Origin of the sequence: Paraburkholderia sp. J12 (genome assembly GCF_905220215.1) — a bacterium.
GTDB lineage: Bacteria > Pseudomonadota > Gammaproteobacteria > Burkholderiales > Burkholderiaceae > Paraburkholderia.
This window is the reverse complement of sequence record NZ_CAJMZC010000018.1, coordinates 63264-84647: the sequence shown is the minus strand read 5'-3', so window position 1 is coordinate 84647 and position 21384 is coordinate 63264. Positions and strand designations below refer to the sequence as shown.

Below are 21384 nucleotides of genomic sequence, written 5' to 3'. Positions count from 1 at the left end.
CTCATACAGGGATGGCCAAAAGCACGCCCTCAAACCGTCCGCGAGAACCGCTCGAGGCGCTGCGTGCCGAGATAGCGATCGAACACCATGGCGATATTGCGCACGAACATCCGCCCGGCCGGCAGCACTTCAAGCCGGTTCGTGCTGCGCGCCACGAGTCCGTCGTCCTCGAATGCCCGCAGCCGCGCCAGTTCGTCCGCGAATGCGCTCGGGAAGTGCACACAGTAGGCGGCTTCGAATTCGTCGAAGCGCAGTTCGAGATTGCACATCAGTTCGGTGATGATGTCGCGGCGCAGCCGGTCGTCGGCGTTCAGGCGGATCCCGCGCGCGGTCGCGAGCCGTCCCGCTTCGATCGCCGCGCCATAACCCGGCAGATCCTTCGCATTCTGTGCATAAACGTCGCCGACCTTGCCGATGGACGACGCACCGAAGCCGATCAGATCGCATTCGGCGCGCGTGCTGTAGCCCTGGAAATTGCGATGCAGCGTGCGCTGCTTTTGCGCGATCGCGAGCTCGTCGGTGGGCAGTGCGAAATGATCCATGCCGATATACACATAGCCCGCGTCGGTCAACTGTTCGACTACCAGCTGAAGCAGCGCGAGCCGCGTGGCGGGCGAGGGAAGCGCCGCCGGGTCGATGTGCCGTTGCATCTTGAAGAGATGCGGCATGTGCGCGTAGCCGAACACCGAAAGGCGTTCGGGCGCGAGCAGCAGGATCGTATCGAGCGTGCGCCGAAAGCTCGCCACGTTTTGATGCGGCAGGCCATAGATCAAATCGACGCTGATCGACTCGAAGCCGTTCGCGCGCGCTGCGTTCATGCACTCGACCGTCATGTCGAGCGGCTGAACACGGTTGACCGCGTGCTGTACGAGCGGATCGAAGTCCTGCACGCCAAGACTCAGGCGATTGAAGCCGAGGCCTCGCAGATGCCCAATGGTGGCCGCCGAGGCTTCGCGCGGATCGATTTCGATCGAGTACTCGCCTTCGGTGTCGGGGCGCAGTGTGAAGTGCTCGCGCGTGGTGGCCATGAGCGCGCTCATTTCCTCGAGCGAGAGGAAGGTGGGCGTGCCACCGCCCCAGTGAAGCTGCGAGACGGGGCGCTTCGTGTCGAAGAGCGCGGCCTGGAGCGCCAGTTCGCGAATCAGTTGCTTGAGATACGGCTTCGCGCGGGCGCGGTTTTTTGTCGCAACCTTGTTGCAGCCGCAATAGAAGCAGACCGTGTCGCAGAACGGAATGTGGAAATAGAGCGAGAGATCGGTGTCTTCGGCGCCGGGGTCGGCGGCGGCGCGGCGGTAGTCGGCGGGGTCGAACTGCTCGCTGAACTGCAGCGCGGTGGGGTAGGACGTGTATCGTGGGCCGTTTGCGCCGTACTTCGCGATCAGGTCGGGGCGGAAGAGGAGATCGGCATCGCTCATGCGGGACTCTCGGTGTTGGGGCGACGGAATTTCTCGCGCAGGTTCGATTCAGTTTAAGAGCGTGCCGTGTCCGGTGTTTGTGTAAAAAGGTCGCAGCCGCGGGGATGGCACAATGCGTCTGGTCCGTCGCTTCGCGGCGCCAATGTATCGACTGATTCAGGAAGTAGATGGTGAGTGCCGGTTCCCCCTTCGACGCACCCGGGCACGCGTGCCGCCCCGGCTGCGGTGCGTGCTGTATCGCGCCGTCCATTACGAGTCCGATTCCGGGCATGCCCGAGGGCAAGCCGGCGGGCGTGCGTTGTGTGCAGCTTGGCGACGATCTGCAATGCGCGATCTTCGGTTCGCCGCTGCGGCCCGCATGCTGCTCGGGGCTGCAGCCTCAGGCCGAGATGTGCGGGACCACCCGCGACGAGGCGATCGTCTGGCTCACCCGGCTCGAAGCCGCGACCCGGCCGCCGCACGGCGTCTGAGCGCTGCATCCACGTTTCGAACGGCCGCCCTCGCGCGGGCCATTCAAGGAGATTTCGCATGATTCACACCGCAACGCGCGTTTCCCGGCGGGCTTTTCTCTTCGCGGCCTGTGCCGCGGCGGGCGCGGCTGTCTCGCTGGGCGCGTGTGCGACGGGGACCTTCCCGTTCATCCCCGATCACTACACGTTCTCGCAGGACCAGGTGCAGGCGGCGGTTCAGCGCAAGTTCCCGTACCACCGCTCGGTGCAGCAACTCTTCCAGGTTTCGCTGACGAATCCCGTCGTCGTGCTGCAACCCGATCGCAACCGCGTGGCCGTGCGGCTCAATGCCGAGCTTCAGAGCCCGCTGATCCAGCAGCCGGTGGACGGCGTGTTCACGCTGTCGAGCGAACTCGCCTGGGACAGCGCGGCCCGTTCGGTCGTGCTCAAGTCGCCCTCGGTCGATAGCGTGGACATGCAGGGCGCGGCAGCCGCCTACGGGCAGCAGGTCGGGGCAGTCGCCGCCCTCGCCGCGGCGCAGATGCTCGACAACTATCCGGTCTATACGTTCAAGCCCGAGCAGTTGCAGTTCGCCGGAGTCAACTACGAACCCGGTACAATCACCATCCTTACAAACGGCATACGCGTGCAGATCGTCGAGAAGTGAGCCGACGGGACGCCGCCGCGTGCAGCCGCCCGCGGACTCGCCGCGCGGCGCGAACCCCCGCGAGGAGAAAGGATGGACTGGCTACTGTTCTGCAAGGCGCTGATTCTGGGCATCGTCGAAGGGCTGACCGAGTTCCTGCCGGTTTCGAGCACCGGTCATCTGATCGTCGCAGGGAGTGCACTCAATTTCGACGGCGATTACGAGAAGACCTTCGATGTCGTGATCCAGTTCGGCGCGATCCTCGCCGTGTGCTGGGAGTTTCGCGGCAAGATCGTCAGCGTGATCGCCGGGCTGCCCACGCGCCCCGACGCGCGGCGTTTTGCGTTGAACGTGATCGTGGCCACGGTGCCGGCGGTCGTTCTCGGCCTCCTGTTCGAGAAGGCCATCAAGTCGGTGCTGTTCGCGCCGGTGCCCGTGGCTTTTGCGCTCGTGGCCGGCGGCCTCGTGATCCTCTGGGTGGAAGGGAGCCGACGGCGCCAGAGCGCGCCTGCCGCACAGACGCCGGCACGCGTGCGCTCGATCGACGACATCCGGCCGCTCGACGCGTTCAAGGTGGGCTGCGCGCAGTGCTTCGCGCTGATTCCGGGCATGTCGCGCTCCGGCTCGACGATCATCGGCGCGATGCTGTTCGGTTTCGAGCGGCGCGTGGCGACCGAGTTTTCGTTCTTCCTCGCGATTCCGGTGATTTTCGGCGCGACCGTCTATGAACTGCACAAGAACTGGCAAGCGCTTTCGGTGGACTGGCTGAGCCTGTTCGGCGTGGGCTTTATCGCTGCGTTTCTGAGCGCGTTCGTGTGCGTGCGCTGGCTGCTGCGTTTCGTCGCTTCGCACGATTTCACGGCGTTCGCCTGGTACCGCATTGCGTTCGGTCTCGTGATCCTGCTGTTCGGTTACGGCGGCGGGCTCGGTTGGGACGAGTGAAAATGACAAGGGGCGCTTCAAGCGCCCCTTGTTGTTCGTGCAACCTTCCGCAAGCCTACTGCTCGCGGCGGCGGAACACGAGATCCCACACGCCGTGGCCGAGGCGCAGGCCGCGCCGCTCGAATTTGGTCACCGGGCGATAGTCCGGACGCGGCGCGTAATCGGCCGCGGTGTTTTCCAGCGCGGGCTCCGCGCCCAACACTTCCAGCATCTGTTCGGCGTAATTCTGCCAGTCCGTCGCGCAGTGGAGATAACCACCAGGCTTCATGCGCGAAACCAGCAGTTCGACGAATTTCGGCTGGATCAGGCGGCGCTTGTGGTGGCGCGCCTTGTGCCAGGGATCGGGGAAGAAGATATGGACGCCGTCGAGGCTCGCGGGCGCGATCATCTGCTCGAGCACCTCCACCGCATCGTGCTGGATGATGCGGATGTTCGTGAGGTTTTGCTCGCCGATCAGCTTGAGCAACGCGCCAATGCCGGGCTCGTGGACCTCGACGCCGAGAAAGTCGTCGCCGGGACGCACCGCGGCGATTTCCGCCGTGCTCGCACCCATGCCGAAGCCGATCTCCAGCACGCGCGGCGCGCGGCGGCCGTACACGGAGTCCCAGTCGGGCTCGTGCGGCGTGTACGGGACGACATAGCGCGGGCCGAATTCGTCGAGCGCGCGGCGCTGCCCCGTCGAGACGCGGCCGGCGCGCGTCACAAAGCTGCGGATGCGGCGTCGATGCAGGACCTCGCCTTCGGCGGTGGTGTCGTGCGTTTGTTCCGCGGGGGCGTCGGGCTGCGGGCAGTCGGACGGGACTGCGTCGTTCGGATCGTGAATCATCTTCGAGGATGGGCAGGTGAAGGCAGTGCCGCCGGGCGCGGCGTTCGCGCGTACCGGCGCGCCGGTTTTGCCAGTTTCGCCAATGGGGATCGCGCAAGTCATGCGGGATCGCGATTGGGTGGCCGATCGGGCCGATCTTTCGCGCGGGGCAGGGAGCGCCTGCGGATGCTGCAGGCTGCTGCGCGGCTGCAACCAGCGCGGGAACCGACGCGCATTATAGCAGCGCCGCCTCGCGGGGCCGCCCGCAGGCTCAGTCGGCCGAGATCGTCACCTGGGTGGGCGCCGGCCGCGTGAGTTCGAAGGTGTCGATGCGGCAGGCCCGCACGTCCAGCAGCAGGCGTTCCAGTTGCTGCGCGGTGTCGTGGAGCGGCTGGGCATCTGCGGGGAGACGTTCGTTGGCGTCGGCGAGCAGCTTCTTGCGGGTGCCCACGATCAGCGCGATCGCGCTGCGGCGGGACATGAAAAATCGTTCCATCGTTGACGGTCTCGCGCATTGCGAGAAACGAGCCGGGTTGCATCGGGATCAGGGCGCGCCAGCCGCGGCGAACACCGGGATGATCCATGACGAGCCGGACTTCGAACGTGTGTGAACGTACGACGGAAGGGATTCAGGACAACCCGGGGAGACTGCGCGAGGCCAGCTGCTGCGTGGCCATGCAAGGCTGGTGAGCCGGTGTGGAGCGGGCGATGGGAATCGAACCCACGTCTCCAGCTTGGGAAGCTGGGGTAATAGCCATTATACGACGCCCGCAGAGCCGATGATTCTACAGGGAATTTGGGGGTTTGGGGAGGGGCGTGGTTTGGAGGCTGGCAGCGAAACTGGCATGGTTCGATCGTAGAGCGGTGGCAGTGGGGTGATCGAATTATGGCGGGAGGGACTTTACTCGTAGGCCATTCATGTCTGTCAGGATATTTTTTGAGATAAGGATTGGCTCAAGGATTGCGATGATTGGCGTGCAAAAGATTGTAGGTTGTTGGACCAGCGCACAGAAGAAAATATATATCAACTCCCCGCGGGAGTGTGTTCGTATTAAACGGTTGTTGCAGTTAATTTGTAATGTAAATGGTTGGGTGTTGAAATAATTGTCTGATGAATATCGTTGCGAAAAAAAATTTAGGGTGCTATGTTCTGTGGGCCGAGTGAAAAACGGCGAATCTACCACTAGGAATAGGAGATCAAGCAATGAAAGAGCTTACGGTCGACGAAATTAATCAAGTCGGTGGCGGGGATGCGGTACATGCAGGGATGTTTTATACTGGCTTGCTTGGGGCTATTGCCGGCGGTGCTTTGGTGGCCTCTGGATTGGGAATTCCGATTGCGATTGGGGGCGCAGCACTCGCGGCGGAAGGTGGTGGCCTTATGACGCTTTCATTCTTCTAAAGAAAATTAGGTGGGGTTATGGCATTTTTTTATGATGGAAACGTGAATTATTTTTCCTTGAGCCTTGACCCCATCGGAAAGAAAGTGGCTTATGTTTTTAAACTCACTGGGAGGCAGTTTAAAACTCTCTCCTGGTGCCTTCCGGTTATATTTTTTGTTTTAATTTTTCTTGTTTTATCATCTATTTTTCTGGTTGATGGTCTATTCGGGAATGAATATTTAATCCTGAGTGATCGTTATCAAGACTCCGCTCTTAGAGTGGTTTCTGCAATTTCCGCAATGTTTGCGCTGGCGGAGGTTGGATTTTTCTTATGGGTGAGGGGCAATGGGGGTCTGCGTTTAAATGAGTTGGAGAGAGCGCGGCTGGGATTGGTAAAAATAAATAAGAAATTATCTTTCCTTGCTTACCTTAATTTTCTACTTGGACTTTTACCGTCTCTTTTTGGGTTGGCTTTTTTTTGGAGGCTGGGTGTGATGAGTGGAGAAAGGGTATTTTCCGGAGATATGCTTGTGATGATGCAGGTAGGGGGGCTCAGCTGCGTCATTGCCCTATTTTTGGTCAGAAGAATTTTTCGCGTTGTAATGTGGAAATCCGAAGGATAAGGGCACTCCTTTAGTTGGATCGCAGGCGTCTCGGCGGGCGCAGATGGGGTATTCTAGAAAGTTTCTGTAGAATTAAAATTAAATCGATATAAGAAATATTGTGCAAAATATCTCGCGGCGCGATCTTTTTAGAGGTGAGGTTGTTTTCAATGATAAATCTCACGCGTTGGGGGAAATCGTTCTTGTCCGGCCAATATCATTCCCGTTCATTGCCTGGATATCGCTGCTCATATCTAGCGCAATTGCCGCATTGCTATTCTGGGGTTCTTATACGGCTCGCAGCGCCGTTTCTGGTCAACTCGTTCCCGACGCCGGTCTGATCAAAATTTATGCGCCCCAAAACGGCGAGGTCATAACAAAACACGTAACGGAAGGCGCGCCAGTAAGAGCGGGGGATGTCCTATACGTCCTATCGAGCGATCGGGATAGCAGTGAACTTGGCGCCACACAAGCAGCGATTAGCGCCCAAATCGAATTACAAAAAAACAGCCTCGATCATGAAATAGGCGAAACGCGGTTGCTTGAATCCGAGCAGCGGGTTGGCATTGCCAAGAAAATTTCAGACCTTCAAGGCGAAATGGGTGCGCTTGCACAGGCAATTTCGCTACAAAGCGATAGAGTCAACTTGGCTGAAGACATGCTTGCGCGGTATCAAGTTTTGCTGGCAAAAGATTACATTTCGAAAGAACAACTTCAGCAAAAAACCGAGGATTTGCTTGATCAAAAGCAACGCCTTCAAGATCTTGAGCGGAATCAGATCAGCACACGCAGCGAACTCTCCGATCAGCAAATTGCACTCAAGAGCTTGGGTATGAAGAGTGACAATGAGTTGTCCGAGTTGGATCGAAACCTCGCTTCTGTGCAGGCGCAACTTACGGACAGCGAGTCCAAGCGCCGCGTCGTCATTACCGCACCTATCTCGGGTACACCTAGCGCAGTTTTGGTCGATGTCGGGCAAACGGTAGATAACAGTCGCCCACTATTGAGTATCGTCCCCAAGGATGCTGTCCTTAGAGCCGAGCTGTATGCTCCGAGTCGCGCGATCGGATTTGTGAGACCGGGACAAAACGTCTTGCTCCGTTTCCAAGCTTACCCCTATCAGAAATTTGGCCACCAAACAGGCATCGTGGAGTCGGTCTCGCGAACCGCCTTGACGCCGGAGGAAATTTCCGAAGTTGGTATGTCGCTCGCAGGCATGAGCGACCGCGAGCCGCGTTATCGCATTATCGTCAGACTGCCGGCGCAAACCATTCGCGCCTACGGCGCGCAGCAGCCTTTGCAGGCCGGCATGCTAATCGATGCGGATATCCTGCAAGAGAAACGCCGTCTTTACGAATGGGTACTTGAGCCGTTGTATAGTCTTTCCGGAAAGTTATAGTTGATGATAGAAAATCTTTCCTTTGGCTTTGGCCCCAAGTTGCCGCTTCTGTTGCAAACAGAGGCAACAGAATGTGGCCTCACATGCCTAGGCATGGTGGCGAGCTACTATGGGTACCGCATCGACTTGCCGACTCTACGGCGCCGTTTTCCCATCTCCTTGAAGGGTGCAACTTTAGCGCACTTAATCCGCATCGCCGGAGACTTGAAATTGGTCACGCGACCGCTCAAGCTCGAACTCGGTCATCTGAATCAGTTGAAATTGCCTTGCATCTTGCATTGGGACCTCAACCATTTCGTCGTTCTACAAGAAGTTGGCCCTCGGGCGATCACGATTTATGATCCCGCACGCGGTATCCGAAAGTTGCCGATGGCGGAGGTATCTAAATCGTTTACGGGCGTGGCGCTCGAATGTTGGCCGAGCCCCGAATTCAAAAGGGTGGACCAGCGACAAACGGTAAAGCTCGGTGTACTCGTCGGGCGCGTCACCGGACTTTTCCGGGCGTCTGCACAAATTCTTTCTCTGGCGATTGGGTTGGAAATCATCGCGCTCGTCAGTCCTTTCTTCTTGCAATGGGTAGTTGACAACGTTTTAGTCTCCGCTGACCGTGACCTATTGACGACACTTGCGCTTGGGTTCGGGCTTTTGATGCTGGTCCAACGTGTGATTACCTTGGCACGCAGTTGGATACTGATGGTCGTGAGTACCTCGATTAACCTCCAATGGCGCGCCAATGTCTTTTCTCATCTGTTGCGCTTGCCGATCGCCTATTTCGAAAAACGGCATCTTGGTGACGTAGCATCGCGTTTCGGGTCTATCGACGTCATTCAGCGAACTCTGACGACTTCGTTTGTCGAAGGCGTGCTCGACGGCATGATGTCTATCGTTACGTTGGGCATGATGTTTCTTTACAGCCCGCTATTGGCATGGATCGGTGTGGGAGCGATGACGCTTTATGCCATTGGACGCTGGGCGTGGTTCCAACCTCTACGTAATGCTACGGAAGAGCAGATAATCCATGCGGCGAAACAGCAAAGTCAATTCCTCGAAACGGTCCGTGGCGTCAAGACAATCAAACTCTTTGGTCGGGAGGACGAGCGACGTTCGACTTGGCTCACCCGTCTAGTCGAGCAGATAAACGCCGATCTACGTACTCAGAAGCTAAGCCTGTTATATCAGTCGCTCAACGGGTTGCTATTCGGCATCGAAAATATTCTGGTGATTTGGTTAGGTGCAAAACTAGTACTCGACGGCAATTTCACCGTCGGGGTTCTAATTGCATTTAATGCCTACAAGAGTCAATTTGATACACGTGTGAGTTCGCTGATCGACAAACTGATCGACCTGAGAATGATGCGGCTGCAAGGCGAGCGCCTGGCCGATATCGCGTTGCAGGATGTCGAAATTTCCCATACGGCGGTGTTTAGCGAGGAAACCGCCCATTTGAACCCGTCGCTCGCCATAGAAAATCTACGTTTTCGCTATTCTGAAAATGAACCTTATGTGTTGAACGGCGTGAGCTTCAAGGTACAGGCCGGTGAGTCGATTGCGATCGTCGGCCCTTCCGGCTCGGGTAAAACAACACTTATGAATATTATGTTGGGACTCTACCCACCAACAGAAGGCAAGGTTCGCTTCGGCGGTCGGGACGTTACCCAAGTCGGGTTCGACGTTCTGCGTCAAGCTGTGGGCACGGTACTGCAAGACGACGTACTTTTTGCCGGATCCATCGCTGACAATATCTGCTTCTTCGATGCTCAACCTGAACAGAAACGTATCGAGGAGTGTGCGCGTTTGGCTGCAATCGATGAAGATATTAACGCCATGCCGATGCGTTACAACACATTGGTCGGCGACATGGGCACGGTCTTGTCTGGTGGACAAAAGCAACGAGTTTTACTGGCGCGCGCTTTGTATAAGCACCCACAGATCCTCTTTCTAGACGAGGCGACCAGTCATCTCGATGTAGAACGCGAATATAGAGTAAATACCGCGATCAGGGAATTGAACATCACTCGCGTGATTGTTGCCCATCGTCCAGAAACAATACGCACGGCCGATCGTGTCATTGTGATCAACGGTGGCGTAGTCGTTCAGGATGTGCCGGTATCTTCGATTTTCCCATCTGAAGAAAATTCCCGCCCGCAGTCTGCAGCGGAGGCCTCTGCTGCATGAGGCTTTCCGTAATGCATTATGGTGGACGATTTAAAGCGACGCCTCGCATATTGTCTATAATCGCGGCATTTGTGTTCGCCCACCCAGGCCTCGCGTCGGGCGTTTCGCTGAACGATCCATTGAGCGCGTTGGGTTCGATTCCGTCATCTCCGGCTAAAGATCTAGTGGCGGCACCAGACCCATGTGATCTGGCTACTCCGCTGCAACCAATGCTCGCACTATCCGATGCCGTCGAACATGCACTGTGTCATAACCCGCAAACGCGAGAAGCGTGGGCCAATGTCAAGCTACAAGCCGCCACGATAGGCGAAAAGCAGGCAGCTTATCTGCCGACCCTCACTGTGAGCGGGAGTTACGGTCCTGTCGAAAAATCCACTAGTTATCCCGGGCTTCCGGAATTCGACTCAACGTTGAGCACGCGGAGTAGCGATGTCAACGGCAGTCTTAACTGGGTACTTTACGATTTTGGTCTCCGTTCCGCCAATCTAGAACAGGCGAGGCAACTCCTCAATGCCGCCAGCGCCAACCAAGATGCAGTTCTACAGGCTGTATTCTTTACCACGGCACAGCATTATTATGCGGTTCAGGCAGCACAAGGCCTTACCGTCTCGACCCTGGATGCGGAGCACTATGGGCAGCAAAGTTTTGACGTTGCGAACGAGAAATACAAGCTGGGCGTGGGAACCTTGGCTGATAAACTCGCCGCTCAAACCGCGCTGGACCAGGCCACCCTTAAACGCGTCCAGGCTGAGGGCGATTTGAAGACCGCAATCGGCAATTTAGCAATCGATATGGGGATACCACCTGAAACACCTGTCACGGTTAGTTCTGCGTTTGGAGGAAAAGACGACCCTAGCTTCATGAACGCGGCAGTTAACCAGTTAATTGATGAAGCAGTAGCGGCCCATCCCAAGGTTCTCTCTGCCGAGGCTCAAGTCAAAGCGGCACAAGCCCAAATTGACGCGATAAAGGCTCAAGGACGTCCAACCATATCGCTATTTGCCACGGACGACCGTAGCAATACACCGATTCAAGAAGTCTCGTCTGAGGAAATTGTTGGCACGCGAACCATTGGGATACAGATCTCTATTCCGCTTTTTGAAGGTTTTTCGCGGGAATACAAAATTCACGAGGCACGCGCAGAGCTTGAGGAGAAAGAAGCCGAATTGAGCAACATCGAACAACAAGTCGCCCTGGAGACCTGGACCAGTTTTAACGATTTGAAAACGCAAATGAGTAGCCTCAATGCGACCGCTTCACTGTCGAAAAGTGCCCGCGAGTCTTACGACGTGGCATATGGCCGCTATAAAGCCGGGGTCGGTAGTTTGCTAGAATTGCTGAACGCACAAAGCAACTTAGCGAGTGCGGATCAGCAACGTGTATTAGCACTAACTCGCTATCGAACCGCATGCTTACGGCTTGGGGCGAGCCTCGGGCAGCTTCGACTGGATACTGTGCGCGATAAGAGCAATTAAAAGCGCTCAATTCTCCGGAGCAGATGCTGTCTGGCCTGCTACCGCCTCCAATCGTGATTATTCACACTATTCTCAAATGGTAACTCTATTGAGGCAAGTAAATTGTGCCAGCGGCTATCCGCCGTTGTGCAGTCGCGGGGGTGACGGGATAGTCGTCGCATGGACGACACTCAACACCACGACGATTTCCCGCCGCTGACCATCGAACAGATTCGCGAACTGGCAGAGGCGATCCGCGAAGTCTTTGGAGGCAACCTCCCACGGACGGAGTTTGCCGACAAGCTGATGATGTTTCTCGAAGACGTGCCGGGATACGAGTCCTGCGAAGTTGCTGCGGCGTTGGTTGAGTCGGCGTGGGTGATGTACGCCGACGACCAGTGATAGCTATTTGCGCCGCTGACCCTTGGTCGAATGCCGCGACCTGAGCATATCGGTGAACTGCTGCACAAAATTCACGACGAGCATGCGTTCGTCGGTATCCAGCCCGTTCAGGGCATCTGCAATATTCGCCATCTGGTCATTGGGACGTTTCGATCCCCGCTGCAATAGCTGATCTACCGAGCATTCCAGCGCGTCGCTCAGTTGTTGAAGGCGATGCAGCGTTGGGACACGGGTTCCGCGTTCCCACCGACTGACCGCTTCTTGTTCAAGATCAATCATCTCCGCGAGTTGCGCTTGGGTTAAACCCTTCGCTCGTCGCAGCTCGGCAATGGATTCGCCCACTCGGATCGCGAGCACCGCGTCCTGAGCATCGTTGGTGGACTGATATGAGCGAGTAGGCATAGGACAGAATGGTGGTCTCTATGCCAAACTTGATGAATACCCCAAATGGAATGTATATTCCTATTTGGGTGTTTTTTGCGTCACCGACGTCCCCCCGGTTTCAGTAGCACTCGGCTTTGGAGCCCGGGGTTAATTTAGCTGCGTTCGCAATCAACTGGCGAGCGTAGTTTGCAGGCGTCAGCCCGCCCAGCGATTTCTTCGGCTGCTCCTCGTTGTACTCTCGTCGCCATGCCTCGATCAGCACCTTGGCATGAGACAGACTCGTGAACCAGTGCTCGTTGAGGCATTCGTCGCGGAATCGACCGTTGAACGATTCGATGTAGGCATTCTGATTCGGCTTGCCGGGCTCAATCAGAAACAGCTTCACACCTCGCCGATGTGCCCAGGTCAACATCGCCCGACCACAGAACTCCTTGCCATTGTCGGTCCGAATGGCCTTTGGCAAGCCGCGAAGCAATGCAACGCGATCAAGAATGCGTGTCAGTAAATTTCCGCCAATTGCCCGCTCCGGCACAATGGCCACCGCTTCGTGCGTGGCGTCGTCGACCACGGTCAAGCTCTTGATCACACGGCCTTCGGCCGTCCGGTCAAATACAAAATCCATCGACCATACCTGGTTGGCCGCCGACGGCCTGCCCAGTGGCTGACGTTGCGCAACGGGCACCTTCTTGCGCTTGCGGCGACGCACTTGCAGTTTCTCTTGCGCGTACAACCGCTCTACGCGCTTGTGGTTCACGATCATGCCCGAGCCATAGCGACGGTGCCGCTGCGCCAGCGCGACGATCTGCTCTCGCAGTGCATGATTGCGATCCGGCGCCGGCTGATAACGATAAGCGCTCGCGCTCATGCCAATCACCCGCAGTGCGCGTCTCTCGCTCAAGCCGCCGTGAGTCATATGGCGCACCAAGTCCCGGCGTGACGGTGCGCTCACCACTTTTTTCGCAGCGCCTCGCGCGTCACCTCGTTCTCCAGCATCGATTCAGCGAGCAGCTTCTTCAGTCGGTTGTTTTCGGCTTCCAGTTCCTTCAGCCGTTTTGCGTCGGACACGCTCATTCCGCCGAACTTGCTACGCCACAGGTAGTAGCTCGCTTCGGAAAAGCCATGCTGACGGCAGAGCTCCTTGACTGGCAAGCCAGCCTCCACCTCGCGCAGGAAACCAATGATCTGCTCTTCGGTGAATCGTTTCTTCATGCCCAACCTCCTGACTACGTGATTGGACTCTAAAGCGTCGCGCTACTCAAGGGTGGGGAGACGTCGAAGGTACCGCATGATGCACATGCAACTCGACATCGACGTAATAGGCTGGTGAGCGCCCGCAAATGAGGCAGCGACGGCCATCGCGTGTGAGCACCTCCATGCGCAACTTCTTTGTTGGTGCATGTTGCAGTTGGGTATTCGAAAGGCCATTAGCTGAGATGTAGCCGGTGCCACTGGAATCGCGAAGGCAAACGCGCGGCTCGATATAGCGAGCGAACCGCCGTTGTGCGACCTCTTTTAATATTAGTGCATGTCCACCAAATAAATAAAAATAGCGCAGATCCGATTCATCATTTATGAGAAGAGCAGGACGCCCTGCTCTTCTCAACCAGTCTCTCTGTGCGTCGCCATGAAGGAGCGATCCTTCCCTGATCTCTCTGTGTGGCCTATCGTCTGTATATCCGCACCAATGCGAATCGATTGACCACTGTACCCCAACACCAGGTGTGAGCACTGTCGAAAATTGATAGTAAAGCCCGTCGGTTATCTCTGATTGCGTGAGAAGTCGAATGATCTCGTCTTTGTAGGCCATAGCACGTCAACATAATTTATCGAATACGTCGATAGTTTATATCGACTGGCCGATTTTCGATCTAAGTGACAGTGCTAACGGCCTCTTTTTATGCTGTCCTTGATGCTGCGGGACTGAACGGTTATTCGAGACGGTGACGGGGTGACAATGAGAAGTGCGCGTTGCGGCGAGTACATAACACCCGAACGGCCGCGGGTGTTCCTGCGGCAGAAGCTAGTTAAGCTGATGATGTGCCTCGAAAATTCACGCTGCATCAATAGGATAGGGGGGCGGTGCGGGAGAGTGACGTGAAAACTGTCACTGTTGCTTGCCCGTATCTTCATGCTGGTCGCGTCGTGTTCAATGTCACTGCCCGCTCACCCTGATTCGCTTGGTCCAGTCAGTCAAATAGATCCCTGTTTGGCCCAGAGACCGGTTCAAGACCACTAAAGATTAACTTTGGTCTCTTTGCGCCGATTCGACCTTTCTCGTCGAGTCTGTCAACTATTCCCACGAGGCGGCATGTTTCGAACAGCATCGGCTTAAAGGGAATAATGTTTCGCGTTTCGGGATAGGCTGTAAGAATATGCCCTTGATATTTGAATCCCATCGATTGTGATGTCTTGTTCTCTCGGGTGACTTCTCCGGTCAGGACAACAGAAGCTCCGTGAACAAGTTCTGGAAAGAGAAGTTCGTCTGATTGTTCTTCTTCTTCATCGAAGAAAATCGATTTTTCATCTTCGGTGATGCTCTCCTGATCTACTTCACCTTCCTCTACTACGCCGATTGATAGGGTCGTTTCGGAGTCGACGTTTGCCGCCAGTCTTTCCAATATTTTCGGGCTGCAATTTGCATAGAGTTTCAGATATTTAACGGGCAAGAAAAGATAATCACCGGATTCATTCTGAATCCCAACAAGCTCATTGTTTTCGCTGAATTTGACGCTTTCAAACTGCTTCTTATCTAGGCTACCTAAATGCTTTCCAATTCGCACTACCCATTTGAGGGCCTCTAGGGATGTTTTGAAAATGTCCTTGAAGCCTATACTATCAAAATCCTTTTCGGCCATCTTCTTGGCCGCGTTAGTAACATATGCGGTAGCAGCGATACCAAGACCCAACTTGAACAATGTTGAGATGTCGGTTGGGATTAAGGCTATCCATGATCCTTTTTCAATCCGAACTGGAACCTCGAATTCGGTATCTCTCAGATCCGGTGCCTGCGCAAGAATGAAATGGCGAATTGCTTCGTCAAAGCCAATCAGTGCATTGGCAGACTTGCGTGCATCGAACGCCCCTGATTCCAACCGCTTACCTTCGTACTTTACAAAGCCGACGGATTCTTTTTCCGAGCTCATGGATTTTTTGGTCTGAAATGAATTATTTTGGGTGCTTGACTCTATTTTAATAAGAGTAACCAGCTTCTAAATTATTCAATTTGCATAAAGCTGTCTATATAGCCAGTAGGAGTAAGTTTGCCTGAAAAAACGCATGAGCGCTTACCATCGATGAATTTTCGAGGCTTGCAGGGTCCAGCTCATCGGCGTGCATGGGACCTACTCTGCCTCGGTTTCTGAAGCAGTTGGCTATCAGGTCATCAAGGGGAATTGGGTGGATATTCTTGAGGAGCAATCAGGTCGGTGAGAAAGTCGCTCTCAGCCACAAGATCTTCCGGCACCAGCGCGAATCCGCCCCACACCATGATCCAAAGCGAAAGGTCGCCGATATCATCGATCACATATAGCGAGTGCGGTTTGTCTTTGAGCCTGTCTCGGACGCGATCTGGATTGACCAGCGCTCCTTTGCGGATCTCTTTCGTGGTGTCCTCGCCGACAAAGCCGAGCCATGTGGTTTTGCAGCATGCGACCGATCGCGTCATAAGATCGCCATCATCGTCAAGACCTAGCGCCGCATGGAACCAATAGTAATGGCGATTCTTCGCGGGTTGAACCATCATCGCACAGCGAATACGCTCTTCTTGAATGGCGAAGTGCCGCGCTCTGCTTTTCAGTCCCTTGATGCGTTCGAGAAAATAGTGATGCCGCTCCATGCCAAGCTTCTTGGCCGCAGCGTCGAGCGCTTGCATGTGCTTAATACCAAGCCGCTCTTCAAACTTCTTCGCTTCCCTTTTGTATTTCGCTTCGTATCGGGAAATGAAATTCTCGGCTTCGATATGCCGAAGATCTGATGAGTTCATGACGTGTCCTTTCGTATACGCGGCCATCTTCCAATAGCCCGCTCTAGCCGGAATGGCCACATTAAAGGATGTCAACTCAAGAACCCAGAAACCGTTGCTCTCTAGGAGCGGTTTTGCCTGTGCGGGCGGCAGGTAGTCTGGACTACCTGTCATCAAATATATCAATGGATGATTTCTACCACAAGAGCTCATGATGGGAAGTCTTGCGGCCCGCTCCGATGCCATTTGATCGAGGCGGCGATGGACGCTATGTCGAATAGGTGCGCGAGGTGCCTACGGCAGAATCCTAATAAGCTGATGATCTAGTTCGGAAATCTCCGGCGAATCAAGGGGATAGGGGAAAGGTGGGGGAGGGTGACGTGAAAACTGTCACTGTTGCTTGTCGAAATTCGCTGTGGTCGCCGTCGTGACGGTCGCGATTGCTCGCTTGCCGTTGCCCTGAATGGCAGTTTGCTGGACCCTGGGCGCACGTTCAACGAATGGAGTGCGAAGATGGTCGATCAGAAGCAGGGTGTGGCGAGCAAAGACGAGAAGGTGGGCAAACCGGTTGGCGCTGACCAAAAGCAGGGCGCGGTCGGATCAGCGCCGAGTTCGACGGAGAGCGATCCCGCAACGAAGGTGGAACTGGCTACGCCGACGAAGATGGAATTGGCGACGGAGATCTACAAGCGGATGCGGACCGTCAAGGACGTGACCCGGAAGGACATTATCGAGAAGTTCGTCTCGGAGGTGAAGCTCACGAAGGCCGGTGCAAGCACGTACTACCAGCTCATCAAAGACAAGCACGAGCCGATGGGTAAGAAGTGAAATTCGTGCTGAATGTGGCGTTCGATGAAAGGCTCCTGCTGGAGCCTTTCGTTTTTTCTCGTATTGAAGACGGTAGTCACTGCTTCCATAGCATCGTCGATGCGGCAATGAAAAAAAGGTCGTATGCCAAGCGTGAAATGGCAGGATATTGAGCTAAACGGACAGTTTTTTTAACTCTGCGACTGCCGCCGCGTGGCCCGCTTGCGTAAGCCGATAGCCCGATTTCGCGTCGCCGTGTGCAAGTTTTTCTGCATGTAGGTCTCTCAGACGATTGCGAACAGTGCCAGCGCTCCGGCGACTCAAACTTTTCAGCACCGCATCTACGGCAACGGCGTTAGGATAGTGGCTATGCAGAAGGAACAGCAATTCCGTTCGGACGGGGACGTCCGCATGGACTAGTCTCGTGCCGTCTATTTCTTCGATGAGCGTCCCCACAGGCGCTTGCACGAGTTCGATCAATGCGCCGGCCTCCTGCATTGATATGCCTGTTGCGTTCCGTAGAAGCTCGGCCGTTATCCAGGCCGCACCTTGATGGGCGAATGCTAAGTCGTGCGTGTTCGTATCGACGTCGTTCTTGTGGGCGATGTTTCGCTTGTTTCGGAAGGTGTACATAGCACGCGCGACCCGCGCTGCACATACCCGCAATCCCTCGGGAAGCGAGGTATTCTCGACCTTCTTGCCGAGATAGTCGTCCACACTTGGCTTGGCGTCGTAAGTCCCGGTATCGATGTGCTGAAGGCACTGCACGAATGTCTCGACAAACTTCCCCGGCGCAGCCCTCTCAAGCGTCCTCGTCGCACAATCCCGCCTAACCTTGATAAGATCGGCGGTTAGGTCAGTGGCGAGCGTCGTACCGAGGAGGCTCGACAGCGCGGCTACGAGTCGTATCTCATCCACTGATCATCACCTCAACGCGCTTAACTCCCTCGTGGCTCACCTTATAGAGTTTACGAGCTTGGCGACTGTTCCCGCTCTTCTTGAGCTGAAGGATCAGCATCGGTTTTTGGTTCTTCATCGAGTCTATTGCGTCGGTGATGTTCGCGACCTTGTGTCCAAGATGAGTCAGTTCTTTGTTAGCCGAGGCGGCTGTGAAGTTCTCCGCCCCTTGGCATACCTGTAACCAGTAGCCAACGACTAGCGCCCTTTCGCCGTTGTTTTTTGGGCCAGCGGCAGCGTAGAGCTCCGCGAACGTAGAGAATGTCGGCGCATCTTTGGCTGCTTCGTCGGCGGCCTTTTCCGCCGCTGCCTCGTTGCCGGGCTCCGAGTCTGCGGGTGCTGCGTTGCTTTTGCTCGTTACCTTCGCATCAATACCTAGCAGGCTCGTGATGTAGGCTAATACGCGGGTTCTCGCTTCTTCGTCCAACGGCTCCAGCGCGTCATGTACCGTTTTGATCGCGCTGAATTCCTTTGCTGCTTCTTCGCTCATGACAAAGTCCCCGGACGAATGGTATCGCTGCATTTTATTCGTAGCGTCTTGAGTGTCAAACAGCTCATGTTGCTCCGAATGCCGTAGGCGGCCCAGGCGTTATGTCGACTAGCTATTCAAGTCGCTATTTCGGATGGCGCGGGGGCGGTATGTAAACGTTTGTTCGTTGCGATGCAGCAAAAAAACGATGCATCGTGCGCGCAGCCTCCAAAAGGTTGTAGGCTTCGCGGAGAGGGAGCCAGGGGGGCGGGAAAGGGAATTGTGATCGACAGTCAAAGTAGACGAACGAGCGCTCCCTCAGGAACTGCGCTTAGGACATACATGAAGCCTTGCCAGCCTTTGCGGCGTGCGTTCTCAGACAGGGGCTTGCGAGCGGCAAAGAGCGCTGGGTTTTGAAAGTCTGTTGGCAGATAGTAGATTGCGTGAGCATCGGCGGTCTTGAGAACAAGAAAGAGGGCAAAGTAAATTGCCGCATCCATGCGCTCTTTTTGCGGTCCCCAGGCAGCACCTAACACCTGCTTAGGTAGCGGTGCAACATTTGGCGCCGACATGGTCTTGACTTGTGCGAGGAACCCGCAAAAGTCGCAGATGAGGTCTGCGCACTTGAAATTGGTTGGTAGCCGCTTGAATGTTTTGCTTCTCTTGCACTTGGGGCAATTGCACTTCTTGACAACCAACTGCTCTCCCCATGAGCCGAGCTGTTGCTTTGCTGTTGCCATCGATCACTCAAAAGTTGTAGTTGTACTGGAGGGCGATATGCGGCTTGCATGGTGGTTCTGTTGCGCATAAGTAACACCCATGGCCTCGTAAGGGTCGCATTTTACTGCGAGCTAGATCTGCAGCTTTTGGGTAACGCAAGTGGGGTGAAAACTGGCATCGCGGTGAGCCCCGCATGAACTGTGGGGCTTAGCGAACTCGGGCGAAAACCCGACGTGAGAACGCGCGTGGATAGTGGTGTTGCTTAACGCGCTGGGGCTTGGGAAGCTGGGGTAATGGCCATTATACGACGCCCGCAGAGCGCGCTATTTTACGCGGTTTTCGCCCAGTTGCGCAATCGAGCGCGGCGGCTAACCCGAGGACTTGCAGGCGGTAGTTCTCTGCAAGTCCCCGCCAGCCGCTGCGCACAGCCATCAAATCCCGAACAGCGTGAGCGACACAGCCGCGCGCGTGACCACCATCAGCAGCACCTGCACGATGACGAACAGCAGGATCGGCGACAGATCGAGGCCGCCCAGCTGCGGCACGATGCGCCGCAGCGGGTTGAGGAACGGCGCGGTCAGCTGGAACAGCACCGGCATGGCCGGCGAGCCCGGATTGAGCCACGAAAGCAGCGCCATCAGGATCGTGAGCCAGATGATGAGGTTGAGCGCCCACTTGATGAGCGTGAGCAGGGCGACGATCAGGAGCGTGGGCAGCAGGCCGAGCGGATCGACGCCGGCGAGCCAGACCATCAGCAGCACGTAGAGGAGCGCTGCGATCAGCGCCGCGATCACGCTTGCCCAGTCGATGCCGCGCACGCCGGGAATCACTCGCCGCAAGGGCAGCACGAGCCAGTTGGTGACCTGCTGCACGGCGTGCGACACGGGGTTGTACGCCGGCACCCGGACGTATTGCATCCAGGCGCGCAACAGCAACGCGGCGCCGAATAGCGTGAAGATCGTACTAAGCAGAAAACGGGCGATATCGCCGAACATCGGTGTCTTTTCCTTCGTGTGGTTGGCGCCGGCGCGGACGGTGGCCGGGTCGCAAGGCGGTCGGGGCGTTGACGCTCAGACCGATACTTTGATCTCGCTGATCAGAATCGTGCCATTTCCGCCGTCGGTGTAGTTGGAAATGTCGTCGAGCAGCGTCTGGGCGTGGGGCTGGAACGCGTCATAGAACGCTTCCGGCGTGTCGAACAGAAAGTGCCCCGCAGCGACATACGGCGGCGGCGTGCCCGGCGGCCCCGCGTTGATGCCGATATCGACCGACCAGCCCCGCAGCGTGTCGCCGAACAGGCGCGCGGCGAGCGGCATGTGTCGCGTGGCGTAGTACTCGCTGTCGAAGCGCCCGTTTTCGCGATACGGATAGAGGATGCTGACCTTGATCATTGTGCGTTCTCGTCGGTGGATCCCAGGACGCGCGCCGCATGGTCCGGGCGGTGCGTGTGCCGCTGCCACATTACCACGCCTTTTAGGGGTGCTGTGCACTGTGGCCTGGCTGCCCTGGCTGGGTACGCGGCAGGTTTCTCCCCAAACGGGTAAAGTGGTTTCACCGCCGTGGTTTACCGCGTGTTGCCGTGCCGGCGGGAAGGCGGACCGGTCGCGGCCACGTCCCGGCCACGTGAGGGTTTTCCGCGTGCACACGGGCTATGTTGGATATCGTACCGATGCCGGGCGTGCCGGCGGTTACAAAGAATCAGGGCGGCTCGCCCGACCGGAGGTGCCGGAGCCGCGATGTCCGTGCCTGTCCGTGCCGGATAGCTGGCGCCGGGTAAAAGGCGCCGCATCGCGCACGACCGCGCTACCCGCACGACGGCCGGAACCGTCGCGACCGACAGGTCAAGAGACATATAAGGTGGGATTGCGGCTATCTCGCAACACCGCGGTCACTGCTTCAGATTTTGCGCACAATGGTCTTAATGGTTTCGGTTTTTAGTTGCAGCTGCGTGCGCTGTTTCTTGTCGGCAGTCCGATTCGGGAGTTCACCATGAGCATCTTCGCTTACCGAAAGCATCTGCGGTTTCTCACGCCCATCCAGCGGCGCCGCTGGTGGGATCAGAAGAAGCGCCTGAAGCCCAGGGTTCAGATCAGTGGCGCCTACGTGCCGCCCAGCATCACGCGAGAGTTCACCTATGTGAAGGTCGGATAGCGGCACGCGCTCGCTGGCGAGCGCGACCGGCAAGCCAATCGGCAAGTCATCGGGATGCCCGGTCATGGACCGGGCATCGTCGTTTACGCGCCGCCGGGGGTTCCTGGCGCGCGGGCAGGCGTAGCCGATTCAGCCAATTTGTAATCAAACTTTACCGCGCCATTCGCCGAGACGCGTTTGCCGGACGGTAAGAATGACTTTACGTCGCCTGGTCTGACGATTCACGCCCGGGAACGGCGTATCTGCGGGGTTCTACGGATAAGG

24 protein-coding genes and 1 tRNA gene are annotated in these 21384 nt (G+C 56.5%); 11 read left to right on the top strand and 14 right to left on the bottom strand.

Features of this window, described 5'->3' with window-relative positions; translation table 11 throughout:
- Nucleotides 1-29 precede the first annotated feature (29 nt).
- Entirely contained in the window at nucleotides 30-1415 is a 1386-nt protein-coding gene (gene hemN, locus U5760_RS27925) for an oxygen-independent coproporphyrinogen III oxidase (RefSeq protein ID WP_322015537.1), read from the bottom strand.
- 167 nt (nucleotides 1416-1582) lie between these two features.
- On the opposite strand from hemN, the gene U5760_RS27920 reads away from it, so the two are divergent.
- The 3 genes from U5760_RS27920 to U5760_RS27910 all read left to right on the top strand — a co-directional run bounded on the left by U5760_RS27920 (nucleotide 1583) and on the right by U5760_RS27910 (nucleotide 3452).
- A complete protein-coding gene (locus tag U5760_RS27920) occupies nucleotides 1583-1885 on the top strand; it encodes a YkgJ family cysteine cluster protein (RefSeq protein ID WP_415914190.1) in 303 nt (100 codons plus the stop codon).
- A 58-nt stretch (nucleotides 1886-1943) separates the two neighbouring features.
- Nucleotides 1944-2531, top strand: coding sequence for a DUF1439 domain-containing protein (locus tag U5760_RS27915; RefSeq protein WP_322015535.1), 588 nt, complete (start codon nucleotides 1944-1946; stop codon nucleotides 2529-2531).
- A gap of 72 nt (nucleotides 2532-2603) precedes the next feature.
- Nucleotides 2604-3452 carry an undecaprenyl-diphosphate phosphatase gene (locus tag U5760_RS27910; RefSeq protein WP_322015534.1) on the top strand — a complete coding sequence of 283 codons (849 nt, stop codon included), beginning with the start codon at nucleotides 2604-2606 and terminating at the stop codon, nucleotides 3450-3452.
- Nucleotides 3453-3507: 55 nt separating this feature from the next.
- Here the strand turns inward: U5760_RS27910 and trmB are convergent, their stop codons facing one another.
- The 3 genes from trmB to U5760_RS27895 all read right to left on the bottom strand — a co-directional run bounded on the left by trmB (nucleotide 3508) and on the right by U5760_RS27895 (nucleotide 5029).
- A complete protein-coding gene (trmB, locus tag U5760_RS27905) occupies nucleotides 3508-4278 on the bottom strand; it encodes a tRNA (guanosine(46)-N7)-methyltransferase TrmB (protein ID WP_322015552.1) in 771 nt (256 codons plus the stop codon).
- Nucleotides 4279-4528: 250 nt separating this feature from the next.
- Nucleotides 4529-4738: a hypothetical protein gene (locus U5760_RS27900; RefSeq protein WP_322015533.1), complete on the bottom strand. Its 210-nt coding sequence runs from the start codon at nucleotides 4736-4738 to the stop codon at nucleotides 4529-4531.
- A 216-nt stretch (nucleotides 4739-4954) separates the two neighbouring features.
- Nucleotides 4955-5029, bottom strand: a tRNA-Gly gene (locus U5760_RS27895).
- Between the two features lie 432 nt (nucleotides 5030-5461).
- Here U5760_RS27895 and U5760_RS27890 point away from each other — a divergent pair.
- The 6 genes from U5760_RS27890 to U5760_RS27865 all read left to right on the top strand — a co-directional run bounded on the left by U5760_RS27890 (nucleotide 5462) and on the right by U5760_RS27865 (nucleotide 11671).
- Entirely contained in the window at nucleotides 5462-5659 is a 198-nt protein-coding gene (locus tag U5760_RS27890; protein ID WP_322015532.1) for a hypothetical protein, read from the top strand.
- Between the two features lie 18 nt (nucleotides 5660-5677).
- The gene (locus U5760_RS27885; protein WP_322015531.1) at nucleotides 5678-6262 is read left to right on the top strand and encodes a hypothetical protein; all 585 of its coding nucleotides are present in this window, start codon (nucleotides 5678-5680) and stop codon (nucleotides 6260-6262) included.
- A gap of 100 nt (nucleotides 6263-6362) precedes the next feature.
- On the top strand, nucleotides 6363-7640 hold the full coding sequence (locus U5760_RS27880; protein WP_322015530.1) for an HlyD family secretion protein: 1278 nt from the start codon (nucleotides 6363-6365) through the stop codon (nucleotides 7638-7640).
- Nucleotides 7641-7643: 3 nt separating this feature from the next.
- Nucleotides 7644-9815: a peptidase domain-containing ABC transporter gene (locus U5760_RS27875; protein WP_322015529.1), complete on the top strand. Its 2172-nt coding sequence runs from the start codon at nucleotides 7644-7646 to the stop codon at nucleotides 9813-9815.
- Nucleotides 9812-11290: a TolC family protein gene (locus tag U5760_RS27870; RefSeq protein WP_322015528.1), complete on the top strand. Its 1479-nt coding sequence runs from the start codon at nucleotides 9812-9814 to the stop codon at nucleotides 11288-11290. The genes U5760_RS27875 and U5760_RS27870 overlap by 4 nt, the downstream gene beginning before the upstream one ends.
- Before the next feature lie 159 nt (nucleotides 11291-11449).
- The gene (locus U5760_RS27865) at nucleotides 11450-11671 is read left to right on the top strand and encodes a hypothetical protein (protein WP_322015527.1); all 222 of its coding nucleotides are present in this window, start codon (nucleotides 11450-11452) and stop codon (nucleotides 11669-11671) included.
- Between the two features lie 3 nt (nucleotides 11672-11674).
- Here U5760_RS27865 and U5760_RS27860 read toward each other — a convergent pair whose 3' ends face one another.
- The 4 genes from U5760_RS27860 to U5760_RS27845 form a co-directional block, all read right to left on the bottom strand.
- Entirely contained in the window at nucleotides 11675-12073 is a 399-nt protein-coding gene (locus U5760_RS27860; protein WP_322015525.1) for a helix-turn-helix transcriptional regulator, read from the bottom strand.
- A 100-nt stretch (nucleotides 12074-12173) separates the two neighbouring features.
- Nucleotides 12174-13264 (bottom strand): IS3 family transposase gene (locus tag U5760_RS27855; RefSeq protein WP_322015524.1). Its coding sequence is split into 2 segments (ribosomal slippage): nucleotides 12174-13012 and nucleotides 13012-13264, totalling 1092 coding nucleotides; the frame shifts between segments, so codons are not numbered across the junction.
- 977 nt (nucleotides 13265-14241) lie between these two features.
- Entirely contained in the window at nucleotides 14242-15198 is a 957-nt protein-coding gene (locus tag U5760_RS27850) for a hypothetical protein (RefSeq protein ID WP_322015523.1), read from the bottom strand.
- 239 nt (nucleotides 15199-15437) lie between these two features.
- Nucleotides 15438-16037: a hypothetical protein gene (locus U5760_RS27845; protein WP_322015522.1), complete on the bottom strand. Its 600-nt coding sequence runs from the start codon at nucleotides 16035-16037 to the stop codon at nucleotides 15438-15440.
- A 492-nt stretch (nucleotides 16038-16529) separates the two neighbouring features.
- On the opposite strand from U5760_RS27845, the gene U5760_RS27840 reads away from it, so the two are divergent.
- On the top strand, nucleotides 16530-16844 hold the full coding sequence (locus tag U5760_RS27840; RefSeq protein WP_322015521.1) for a hypothetical protein: 315 nt from the start codon (nucleotides 16530-16532) through the stop codon (nucleotides 16842-16844).
- The gene (locus tag U5760_RS27835) at nucleotides 16841-16996 is read left to right on the top strand and encodes a hypothetical protein (protein WP_322015520.1); all 156 of its coding nucleotides are present in this window, start codon (nucleotides 16841-16843) and stop codon (nucleotides 16994-16996) included. Before U5760_RS27840 ends, U5760_RS27835 begins: the two co-directional genes overlap by 4 nt.
- Before the next feature lies 1 nt (nucleotide 16997).
- Here the strand turns inward: U5760_RS27835 and U5760_RS27830 are convergent, their stop codons facing one another.
- The 6 genes from U5760_RS27830 to U5760_RS27805 all read right to left on the bottom strand — a co-directional run bounded on the left by U5760_RS27830 (nucleotide 16998) and on the right by U5760_RS27805 (nucleotide 21186).
- The gene (locus U5760_RS27830; RefSeq protein ID WP_322015519.1) at nucleotides 16998-17741 is read right to left on the bottom strand and encodes a hypothetical protein; all 744 of its coding nucleotides are present in this window, start codon (nucleotides 17739-17741) and stop codon (nucleotides 16998-17000) included.
- Nucleotides 17734-18270, bottom strand: coding sequence for a hypothetical protein (locus U5760_RS27825; RefSeq protein ID WP_322015518.1), 537 nt, complete (start codon nucleotides 18268-18270; stop codon nucleotides 17734-17736). Before U5760_RS27825 ends, U5760_RS27830 begins: the two co-directional genes overlap by 8 nt.
- Before the next feature lie 272 nt (nucleotides 18271-18542).
- The gene (locus tag U5760_RS27820) at nucleotides 18543-18989 is read right to left on the bottom strand and encodes a DpnI domain-containing protein (RefSeq protein WP_322015517.1); all 447 of its coding nucleotides are present in this window, start codon (nucleotides 18987-18989) and stop codon (nucleotides 18543-18545) included.
- Between the two features lie 411 nt (nucleotides 18990-19400).
- The gene (locus U5760_RS27815; RefSeq protein ID WP_322015516.1) at nucleotides 19401-19964 is read right to left on the bottom strand and encodes a YggT family protein; all 564 of its coding nucleotides are present in this window, start codon (nucleotides 19962-19964) and stop codon (nucleotides 19401-19403) included.
- 75 nt (nucleotides 19965-20039) lie between these two features.
- Nucleotides 20040-20360: an EthD family reductase gene (locus tag U5760_RS27810; RefSeq protein ID WP_322015515.1), complete on the bottom strand. Its 321-nt coding sequence runs from the start codon at nucleotides 20358-20360 to the stop codon at nucleotides 20040-20042.
- Between the two features lie 505 nt (nucleotides 20361-20865).
- Entirely contained in the window at nucleotides 20866-21186 is a 321-nt protein-coding gene (locus U5760_RS27805; protein ID WP_322015553.1) for a hypothetical protein, read from the bottom strand.
- Nucleotides 21187-21384 lie beyond the last annotated feature (198 nt).